The organism is Streptomyces xiaopingdaonensis (genome assembly GCF_000262345.1).
Taxonomy (GTDB): domain Bacteria; phylum Actinomycetota; class Actinomycetes; order Streptomycetales; family Streptomycetaceae; genus Streptomyces; species Streptomyces xiaopingdaonensis.
Genome location: NZ_AJTQ01000100.1, coordinates 1 through 9,294, shown reverse-complemented (window position 1 = coordinate 9,294; position 9,294 = coordinate 1). Strand labels below are relative to the sequence as shown.

Annotated in this window: 9 protein-coding genes, 2 pseudogenes and 1 riboswitch; of the genes and pseudogenes, 6 read left to right on the top strand and 5 right to left on the bottom strand. The window is 71.2% G+C overall.

Annotated elements, in window-relative coordinates; translation table 11 throughout:
- The first annotated feature begins 52 nt into the window (after window positions 1-52).
- The 3 genes from UWG_RS0107605 (at window position 53) to UWG_RS0107595 (ending at window position 2,219) form a co-directional block, all read left to right on the top strand.
- On the top strand, window positions 53-1,027 hold the full coding sequence (locus UWG_RS0107605) for a 3-hydroxyacyl-CoA dehydrogenase NAD-binding domain-containing protein (RefSeq protein WP_016906606.1): 975 nt from the start codon (window positions 53-55) through the stop codon (window positions 1,025-1,027).
- Entirely contained in the window at window positions 1,024-1,515 is a 492-nt protein-coding gene (locus UWG_RS0107600) for a thioesterase family protein (RefSeq protein ID WP_016906605.1), read from the top strand. Before UWG_RS0107605 ends, UWG_RS0107600 begins: the two co-directional genes overlap by 4 nt.
- 125 nt (window positions 1,516-1,640) lie before the next feature.
- On the top strand, window positions 1,641-2,219 hold the full coding sequence (locus tag UWG_RS0107595; protein ID WP_237720020.1) for a Uma2 family endonuclease: 579 nt from the start codon (window positions 1,641-1,643) through the stop codon (window positions 2,217-2,219).
- Window positions 2,220-2,370: 151 nt separating this feature from the next.
- Here the strand turns inward: UWG_RS0107595 and UWG_RS0107590 are convergent, their stop codons facing one another.
- The 5 genes and pseudogenes from UWG_RS0107590 to UWG_RS31405 form a co-directional block, all read right to left on the bottom strand.
- Window positions 2,371-3,189 carry a phosphotransferase gene (locus UWG_RS0107590; protein ID WP_237720019.1) on the bottom strand — a complete coding sequence of 273 codons (819 nt, stop codon included), beginning with the start codon at window positions 3,187-3,189 and terminating at the stop codon, window positions 2,371-2,373.
- Window positions 3,128-3,559 carry a hypothetical protein gene (locus UWG_RS32025; RefSeq protein ID WP_237720018.1) on the bottom strand — a complete coding sequence of 144 codons (432 nt, stop codon included), beginning with the start codon at window positions 3,557-3,559 and terminating at the stop codon, window positions 3,128-3,130. The genes UWG_RS0107590 and UWG_RS32025 overlap by 62 nt, the downstream gene beginning before the upstream one ends.
- A 257-nt stretch (window positions 3,560-3,816) precedes the next feature.
- Window positions 3,817-4,038, bottom strand: a complete 222-nt coding sequence (locus UWG_RS0107585; protein WP_029391254.1) for a hypothetical protein — start codon at window positions 4,036-4,038, stop codon at window positions 3,817-3,819.
- Between the two features lie 227 nt (window positions 4,039-4,265).
- A pseudogene (locus UWG_RS29660) lies at window positions 4,266-4,490 on the bottom strand (DUF7848 domain-containing protein); the annotation flags it as partial.
- A gap of 276 nt (window positions 4,491-4,766) precedes the next feature.
- A pseudogene (locus tag UWG_RS31405) lies at window positions 4,767-6,001 on the bottom strand (helix-turn-helix domain-containing protein).
- 181 nt (window positions 6,002-6,182) lie between these two features.
- Window positions 6,183-6,269, top strand: a riboswitch (cobalamin riboswitch).
- A gap of 56 nt (window positions 6,270-6,325) precedes the next feature.
- Between UWG_RS31405 and UWG_RS0107560 the strand changes: the two are divergent.
- Genes UWG_RS0107560 through UWG_RS0107550 form a run of 3 tightly spaced genes read left to right on the top strand, consistent with a single transcriptional unit; the run spans window position 6,326 to window position 9,197 of the window.
- Entirely contained in the window at window positions 6,326-7,345 is a 1,020-nt protein-coding gene (locus tag UWG_RS0107560; protein WP_016906598.1) for an ABC transporter substrate-binding protein, read from the top strand.
- On the top strand, window positions 7,342-8,382 hold the full coding sequence (locus UWG_RS0107555; RefSeq protein ID WP_029391253.1) for a FecCD family ABC transporter permease: 1,041 nt from the start codon (window positions 7,342-7,344) through the stop codon (window positions 8,380-8,382). Before UWG_RS0107560 ends, UWG_RS0107555 begins: the two co-directional genes overlap by 4 nt.
- Window positions 8,379-9,197: an ABC transporter ATP-binding protein gene (locus UWG_RS0107550; protein WP_016906596.1), complete on the top strand. Its 819-nt coding sequence runs from the start codon at window positions 8,379-8,381 to the stop codon at window positions 9,195-9,197. Before UWG_RS0107555 ends, UWG_RS0107550 begins: the two co-directional genes overlap by 4 nt.
- Window positions 9,198-9,294 lie beyond the last annotated feature (97 nt).

Genomic DNA, 9,294 nt, shown 5'->3' with positions numbered 1-9,294 from the left:
CATCAGCCACACCCGGTCCCCCCGGACCGCCAACCATTCTTAGGGAACCCTCATGCCCTTCACCCCCTCCTGCCCGCCCGAGGACGTCACCCGCGTCTCCTGCGTGGGCGCAGGCGTCATCGGCGGCGGCTGGGTCGCGCACTTCCTCGCGCGCGGCTACTCCGTCACCGCCTGGGACCCGGCGCCCGACGCGGAGGAGAAGCTCCGCCGGCTCGTCGACGCCGCCTGGCCCGCGCTGGAGCAGCTCGGCCTCGCGGAGGGCGCCTCCGCCGAGCGGCTCACCGTGGTGCCGACGCTCGAAGAGGCCGTCGCGGAGGCGGAGTTCGTCCAGGAGAGCGCCCCCGAGAAGCTGGAGCTCAAGCGCGACCTCCTCGCCCGGCTCGACGCCGCGGCCCCGGCCGGCGCGGTGATCGCCTCCTCCACCTCCGGCTACCCGATGACGGACATGCAGACGGAGGCGGCGGACCCGTCGCGCCTCCTCGTCGGACACCCGTTCAACCCGCCGTACCTCATCCCGCTGGTCGAGGTCGTCGGCGGCGAGCAGACCGCCGACGACGCGGTGGCGTGGGCGAGCAAGTTCTACGAGGTCGCGGGCAAGTCAGTGATCACCATGGACAGGGAGCTGCCCGGCTTCATCGCCAACAGACTCCAGGAGGCCCTGTGGCGCGAGGCGCTCCACATGGTCGCCAACGGCGAGGCGACGGTGCAGGAGATCGACGACTCCATCACCGAAGGCCCCGGCCTGCGCTGGGCGTTCATGGGCCCCTGCCTCACCTTCGCGCTCGCCGGCGGCGAGGGCGGAATGGCCCACATGCTCGACCACTTCGGCCCCTCGCTGAAGTCGCCCTGGACCCGCCTCGAGGCGCCCGAGCTCGACACCGCGCTCCGCGACGCGATGGTGGAGGGCTGCGACGAGGCCGCCGCCGGACGGACGATCGCGGACCTCGTCGCCGAGCGCGACAAGGGCGTCATCGACGTCCTCCGCGCCACGGGACGCCTCCCCGGCCGGCGCGGAGGTGCCGCGTGACCGCGCCGCTGCCCTGCTTCGAAGAACGGGTACGGCCCGAGTGGATCGACTACAACGGGCACCTGAGCGAGGCGTACTACGTCCTCGTCTTCGGGCACGCGACCGACGCGCTGATGGCGGAGACGGGCCTCGGCCCGACCTACCGCGAGCGCAGCGGCTGCTCGCTCTACACCGTCGAGTCGCACATCCGCTATCTCAGCGAGGTGGAAGACGGCGCCCGACTCACCGTCCGCACAAGGGTGTTGGGCGCCGACGCCAAGAAGGTCCGCTTCACCCACGAGATGTTCACGGGCCTGGAGCAGGCCGCCCCGCCCCCGGACGACGCGGCCCCCGTGGCGACGACGGAGCTGCTCGCGCTCCACGTCGACCAGTCGACGGGGCGTACCTCGCACTTCCCCGAGGAGGTGCGTGAGCGGCTCGTCTCCCTCGCGGAGGAGCCCCCGGCGTGGGCGGGGCGCGCGATCGGGCGGGTTCCGAAGGCGGGATGACGCGTTGACGGCCGGGGACGCCCGCGCCCCGGCCGTCAACGCCCCGCGGCCCGAATGCACTCGCAAGGGTGCCTTGCAGTCGGGTGTCCGCACCTGCCGCACCGCTCTCCCCCACCCTGGGACGCATGGGTACCGAAGGACGTGCGGACGCATGGCAACCACCCCAGGGCGGATGGACACTCGACCAGGTACGGCAGCTCGAGCCGTCCTTCGACTGGGAGCTGGCCGGCGGCGCCATCCTGCCCCGGCGGATGACCGACCAGTGGCACGACCAGGTGCGCGACGGCCTCCACGTCGCCCTCGCCACCGCCGCCCTGCCGCCGTACTCGGCAGGCGTCGCACGCTGCGTCCACCTCGACGACCGGAACGTCATCAAGCCCGACGTGATCGTCTTCACGACCGCCGGACTCGACCTGGACACCCTCGAGTTCGTCCCGGCCACCCACGTCGCCCTCGTCGTCGAGGTGGTCTCCCCCGGCTCCCGCGTCGCCGACCGCTTCACCAAGCCCCGCCTCCTCGCCGGTACCGACTGCGCGTACTGGCGCGTCGAACGGGAGGCGTACGGAGCGCCTGCCGTGCACGAGTTCGCGGCTTCGGACACCCCCGGTCCTGCGCCTTCCCCGGACGCCGTGCACCGGGAGAAGCTGGATGTGGAGGCGCCCTTTCCGGTCGAGGTGGATCTGCGGGGGTTGGTGTCGGTGTAAGGGCGAGCACGGGTCGCGCCTTTCCGTCCGTGGCCGTCGGCGGCAGTGGGCGAAGAGGCCCGTGCCTTTGGGGGCTCGGCAGCGACGGGGAACCGGCAGCTCTCCTTCGTCGGCGTGAGCGGGCTCGTGTCCGGGCCTTGATGGCGGGCAGCTAGGCCGCTCCTCGATGTGCGGCCCAGCTTTCTGCGGCGGCAGCCATGGCACAGAGCCAGGCTTCGCCGCGCCGCTCAGCGAGAAAGCGGTGCATTCGGGCCGTGGCTGCGGCGAACGCGTCCACAGCGTGCGGGTCAGCATCCCGCCAAGCGGCGCAGCCCTCGGCCCACGCCTCCGCCGCGGCCGCACTGTGCCCTGCGGAGACGAGCTGGACGACCAGACATGCGGGAGCGATCAGTCCGGCGCCTCTCGTCGGCCATGCCCAGTCGACCATCCACGTCCGCGCGTTGGCGACAAGGAAGTTGCTCGGGTTCACGTCGGTGTGAAGCAGACTGTCGCCCCGCAGGAGCGCAGCCGCTTCCTCGTCATGGGTGAACCGGCTCCACCGCGTCTCGTACCAGTCCTGTGCCACCGTGGGAAGCGGAAGCCGACTGACGGAATCGAGCGCCGCAACGACCTCGGGCAGGTCCGCGGAGCCTGGAGCGAAGCTGGCCGTCCTGCCGTCCACCACCTCGAACCCCAGGACCAGCCAATCCTCCGATTCGGCACTCCAGAGGAGATCCGGCGCGATACCTCTCAGGTAGGGGGCGATCCCTTCCTCGCGACGCAGGGACGCGAGCCGACCGCCTTCGCGATTGCGCATCGCCTTGACGAAGGCCCGGCCCTCGGTGCCCTCGGCGATACCGGCGAAGTCCGAGGAGAACCCCCGCTCCGCGAGCCGCACCTCGACATCGCCGAGATACTGACGCAGAAAGTCACGGAGCGCGGGGTCGATCGTTGTTTGCATGGTTCTCGATCTCAGTTCCGGGGCGGGCAAGAAGACTCGGGATACCCGGGGTCGCACGAATTGTTCGGTTCGCATCCCGGGTCGCAAGAGCCGCCTCGGTCGTCCGGATCACAGCCCTCGCGAAGTTCGACTGCCGACCGCACAGTTCCGAGCAGTTCGGCTGCTGTCCATCGGCGGCCCGGCCGAACGGCCGTGCGTGGTCGAGGCTGATGCGCGTCACGCCCAGTGCCTCCAACTGTCGCCACGCTTGGGCGATGCGCTGTCCCTCCAAGACGCGAACGATGCCTACGCGCAACGGGACTTTGTACTCCAGCGCCTTGACGATGTTGCGAAGGGTGAGGGCGTGAGTGCGGCGGACCCCTGCGTCGGCTGCCTGATCGAGGACGCGGAGCCAGTCCATGCGCGTCATGGTTCCGTGGGTGTCCTCGGTTCCCGAGGCGTTGTAGCAGTGCGTGCAGGCCAGTTGGCACTTTCGGGTCAAGTCGAGCCACAGCAGGTCGGTACTGGTTTCACTGGTGCATCGAGGTTCGTCACATTGGTTCCTTTCGACGGAAGTTGCAGTGGTGCTCCGCCGCCCGCCGCCCCGCCACCAGCTCTCCGTCCTCACCGGAGCAGCGCGTGCGGGAGCCGCCGTCGCCCGGATGGCCCGGGCGGGGCTCAGCAGCGGCCAGTGCGGCGGGACACCGGCAGGCGTTCGGAAGGCCGGAGGAGCTGGAGGCGGCCGTCGTCGAGGTGGAGGACCCGGCCCCGTCCGCTGCTGCCGGGGGCGTAGAGGTCCACGACGGTGGCCCACCGTCCGCCGTGCAACACGCGATCACCGCGCCGCAGGTCGAACGGGCCGAGGCCGTCGGGGAGTTCGTACCAGCCCATGCGCAACACGGGGGCTCCTAGAGGTAGATCTGGCGCTTGCAGTCGGCGCACCACTTCCCGTCGGGGGTCAGGGTGCGGTGCTGGCACGGCGGCTCTTTGGGGTTCGGGGCCGGTGGCGGCTGCTGCTTCTCGACCACGTCAGCCTCCGAGCCGGGTGGTGTCGGCGGCGAACGGCAGGAAGACGGCGCCGCCGGGCGTGGTGGGGGCGAGGCCCGCCCACGGTTCCGTTGCCCGGCTCACAACCATGCTCCGGGGATCGCGCGGTACGGCCGCGTGACGTGTTCCCGGTACGTCAAGTGCTCCGGATGCACACGGAGATGGGCCGGGACCCAGGCGTGCGCCTCGGCGGCCTTTCCGCTGAAGGGGCCGACTTCGGAGCACACCGCGCACTCCATCGCGTACGAATGCGGCTCGGCGTCCGGCTCGGCGTCCGGGGTGATGGTGTACTCACGAAAACGGAAACGGTCCGTTTTGCTGAGGTCTGCACGGCGGCGGACCGCCCAGTCGTCTCCACCGCCAGTGGGGCGTAGAAGGTAGAAGGGCGCGTTGCCGTCGGGCAGATGGACGACGACACCACTCCGCCGGCGGCGTTGGTCGTAGGCCATATCCCCGAGTTTCGGCCAGCTCGCCGAGCAGCCGGTTACTTGTAGTTCTGTCACGACTCTGGACAGTAGTGACGCACGGACGGGCAACATTAGCCCGTGTAATACCGGCGACGTTTCCGCAGGCAGACTGCATCAATTCAGTTGGAAACGGTCTGCCATACGTCGCAGACGCTCCTTCGTCCCGGCCCTTTCGGCATCGATGATGCGGGCAAGGTGCGCCCTCGCGATGGGGTGGTTGCGGATGAGCTGCGGTGCCGTCTTCTCCGCGGCCTCCAACTCGGCCAGCGCCTTGTCCCGTCGGCCGGACCACAGCAACGCCCGGGACACATCGAGTCGGTAGTGCCCCTGCGCGACTTCGGCAGGATGGTCATCATCGGAGTATCTGCTGCCTTGCGCGCCAGGTCGAGAGCGCGTGCATGGTCACCCATTTCCACCTCCACGCCGACCTGCTGTGCCTTTACGTTCGCGGCGGAAAAGGTCACGGAGTGCCGGTCGAAGACGGGGCCGTAATGGGCGTCCATGCGAAGAGCGGCTTCGTCGGCGGCGGCGAGGCGTTGCCGCGCTTCGTCAGGGCGACCACCGCGGGCGGCAGAGATCGCCGCCCGAAGGTGCAGGGCACCCATCACGCGCAAGGCCAGCGGATCGCCCTGCACATACGGCTGCTCAACGCTGCGCATCGCTTGGTCGGACAGCGCCACGGCGTCGTCCCAATCCGCTGTGGCCCACATGTCCCAGACGCGCATCCAGGCGGAAACCGTCGGCATCAGCGGGTCGTCGGAGCGACCGGCGGCCCACGCGGCGCGGTCACTCGCCATCGCGATCAACTCGGGATGGCCCAGCGCATGCGCCGCCGTGTGTGCGAACTTGCAGCACACGGCGTAGATCGCATACGCCTCCTCCCGTTCGCGGCTCTGGGCCGCTTCCCCCAACGCCCGTGCCTCGCGGAGCAGTTCGGGGAGTGCGTCGAGGACGGAGTTGCTCGCCGCGGCGTCGCGCAACCGATGGAGCCGCCCCGTGTCACGCCACAGCTCTTCGGCGCTCCGCGGGGCTCCGTCGAAGTGCGGAGCGAGATCGTACCGGCGCAGTTCGCGGACGACCTGCGCGGCGGACACCTGCCAACGGTTCTCTGCGGGTACGCCCGCGTACGGCCGCCCGATCAGATCGTTCGGATGGCAATGCAGCGCCGGCGCGAGTGTGTTGATGTCCGTTGTCCGGTCGAGCAGACGGTGTCCCTTCTCGACCTGGGACACCCATCCCTGGCTCTTACCGACGAGGGTGGCGAGCTCTCGCTGAGTGGTGCCGAGGCGCAGCCTTGCGCGCTTCACCCGCTGACCGATCGCGTCGTGGCCGTCGCTCCGGAGAGTCATCGCCGCCGTCCTTGCGTGGGGGACCGTGCTCGAAAAGGTACCCGTCACGCTCCTCGATCACTTCCTTCCCGGTCGTCCCGTCGGACCCGAAGTGCTTACATCTCGCCCCACCTGCACGAACCCCACCCCACCCCCGTATGACAGACTCCCCCCAACCACTCGATCGAGGCGGCAGAGGACGAGGAAGCCGGTGTGAATCCGGCGCGGTCCCGCCACTGTGAGCGGCTGACGGGCGCTTTGCGTCCTGGTCGGCCGTGAGTCAGACACTGCCCTGTCGCCCGCCTCACAACCAGGGGACGCGGACATCCCCTTGAGGAGGAAGACATGGCACGGCCGCGCCCTGCCTCGCAACTGCGCCCGCTCGGCGCCCTGTTCGGCTGTCTGCTCCTGCTCTCGGCGTGCGGCGCCGACGCGGGGAGCAATGGCGGGAAGGGCGCCACGCCGGCCGGCTTCCCCTACACCGTCACCAACTGCGGTGTGCGCACGACCTACGAGGAGCCCCCGCAGCGCGCCGTCGCGATGAACCAGCACGCCACCGAAGTGCTGCTAGCGCTGGGGCTCGGCGACCGCATGGTCGGCACCGCGTTCCTCGACGACGAGATCCTGCCGGAGTACGCCGAGGAGTACCGCAAGATCGACGTACTGGCGAAGCAGTACCCCTCTCGGGAAGCGCTGTTGGGGGCCGACCCGGACTTCGTCTACGGGGGCTACGAGTCGGCCTTCGACAAGAACGAGGGCCGCGACCGCTCGACGCTCGCCGAGAGCGGCATCAACACCCGGCTGAACGTGGAGAGTTGCACCAAGGGCCGCGTCGGCCCCGACGAGCTGGAGCGCGAACTCCGCGAGACCGCTCGCGTGTTCGGAGTGCCCAGGCGCGCGGAGCGGCTCATCGAGCGGCAGCGCGAGCAGCTCGACGCCGTCGCGGAACGCCTCGACGGAGTCGACCGCACCGACGTCTTCGTCTACGACAGCGGGGAGGGCTCCGCCTTCACCGCAGGCGGTGGCGGCATCGGCGTGGAGCTCATCGAGCGGGCCGGCGGCCGCAACGTCTTCGCCGACGTCCGCAAGCCGTTCGCCGACGTCTCCTGGGAGAAGGTCGTCGAGCGGCGGCCCGAGACGGTGCTCCTCTACGACTACGCGGGCACGCCACTCGCCGAGAAGCGCAAGCGGCTGCTCGACGACTCCGCGCTGCAAGACGTACCGGCCGTCCGCGACCGGGAGTTCGCCGTCCTGCCGCTCTCCTCCGCCGTGCTCGGTGTGCGGATGCCGCAGGCCGTCGAGGACCTCGCGCGGCAGCTCCACCCGGAGCGCTTCCCCACATCCGGTGACAAGGCCGGCCGATGAGCCCCGCCGCCCCCAACAGGACGGCGCACAGAAGCAGTTACCGACCGGCGCTCGTGCTCGCCGTCCTCGCCGCGGTGCTCGCCGCCGGGTTCCTCGCCAACCTCGCGCTCGGCGCCACCCGCGTACCGCTCCCCGACGTCCTCGGCGCCCTCGGCGGCACGTCCCGGCCCGGGCCCCTCGCCACCATCGTCACGGACATCCGCCTCCCGCGGGCGCTCCTCGCGTGCGTCGTCGGGGCCGGACTCGCCCTCGTCGGCGCCGTGTTGCAGGCGCTGGTGCGCAACCCGCTCGCCGACCCGTTCCTGCTCGGCATCTCCTCCGGCGCCTCGACCGGGGCCGTCCTCGTGCTCGTCCTCGGCGTCACCGCCGTCCCGATGGCGGGCGGTGCCTTCCTCGGGTCGCTCCTCGCGCTCGTCGCCGTCTACGCGATGGCGGGCCGCGGCAGCGCGATGACGACGGGGCGGCTCGTGCTGTCGGGCGTGGCGATCCAGTACGTCCTCTCCGCCTGCACCAGCCTCCTCCTCGTCCTCTCCCCGCAGAACGAGCACCTCCGCGCGATCCTCTTCTGGACGCTCGGCGGGCTCGGCGGCGCCCGCTGGTCGCAACTGTGGCTTCCGGCACTGGTGTCGGGCGTCGGGCTGGTGCTGCTCCTCGCGCTGGCGCGCCCGCTCGACCTGCTGCTCGCGGGAGAGGAGGGCGCGGCCGCGCTCGGCCTCGACACCGCCAGGTTCCGGGCCGCCGTCTTCGTCCTCGCCTCGCTCGTCACCGCGGTACTCGTCACGGTGAGCGGCGCGATCGGCTTCGTCGGGCTCATGGTGCCGCACGCGGCGCGGATGCTCGTCGGCGCCTCGCACCGGCTCCTCCTCCCCGTCTCCGCGCTCGGCGGCGCCGCCTTCCTCGTCCTCGCCGACCTCGGCTCCCGGCTCGTCGCGGCACCCGAGGAGATACCCGTGGGCGTGCTGACGGCGCTCACCGGCGGCCCGTTCTTCCTGTGGCTGCTCAGACGCGGCCGCAGGAGCGAAGGGGGCCTGACGTGAACGGCCTCTTCGACGGCGGCACTTCGCCCGCCGCGCTCCACGTGGAGACGCTCCGCTACTCCGTCGGCGACCGCCAACTCCTCGACGGTGCCACGCTCGTGGCGCACCCCGGCGAAACCGTCGGCCTCGTCGGGACCAACGGGAGCGGCAAGACGACGCTCCTCCGCTGCGTCTACGGCGCGCTGCGTCCCGACGGCGGGCGCGTCCTCCTCGACGGCGCCGACACCACGTCGCTCGGCGCGAAGCCCCGGGCCCGCCGTATCGCCGCCGTGCCGCAGGAGAACGGCGCCTCGTTCGGGCTGACGGCGCGCGAGGTGGCCGCCATGGGACGCTCGCCCCACAAGCGGTTCTGGGAGCCGGACGACGCCGGCGACTCGGCCCTCGTCGAGGCGGCGCTGGAGCGCACCGGCGCCGACCACCTGGCGTCCCTCCCCTTCGACGCACTCTCCGGCGGCGAGAAGCAACGGACGCTCCTCGCCCGCGCGTTGGCGCAGCAGCCGGCGCTCCTCGTCCTCGACGAGCCGACCAACCACCTCGACGTCCGGCACCAGCTCGACCTCCTCACCCTCCTCGCCGGCCTCGCCACCACGTGCCTCCTCGCCCTCCACGACCTCAACCTCGCCGCCTACTTCTGCGACCGGCTGTACGTGCTCGACGGCGGTCGCATGGTCGCCGAGGGCCCCCCGTCCGAGGTGCTCACCGAGGAGCTTCTCGCCGAGGTCTACGGGGTGCGCGCCGAGGTGGGGCGGCACCCCTCCACCGGCGCCCCGACGGTCGTGTACCTACCGGGCGGGGAGGCACGCGGCGGCTCCTGAAGGACCCGGCGGCGGGCCCTCCGGCAGCGGTGAGGAGCCCGCCGCAGCGGGGACGGGGGCGCCAACTCCGGGGAAGCAAGAGCGCGACCGGCGCCCC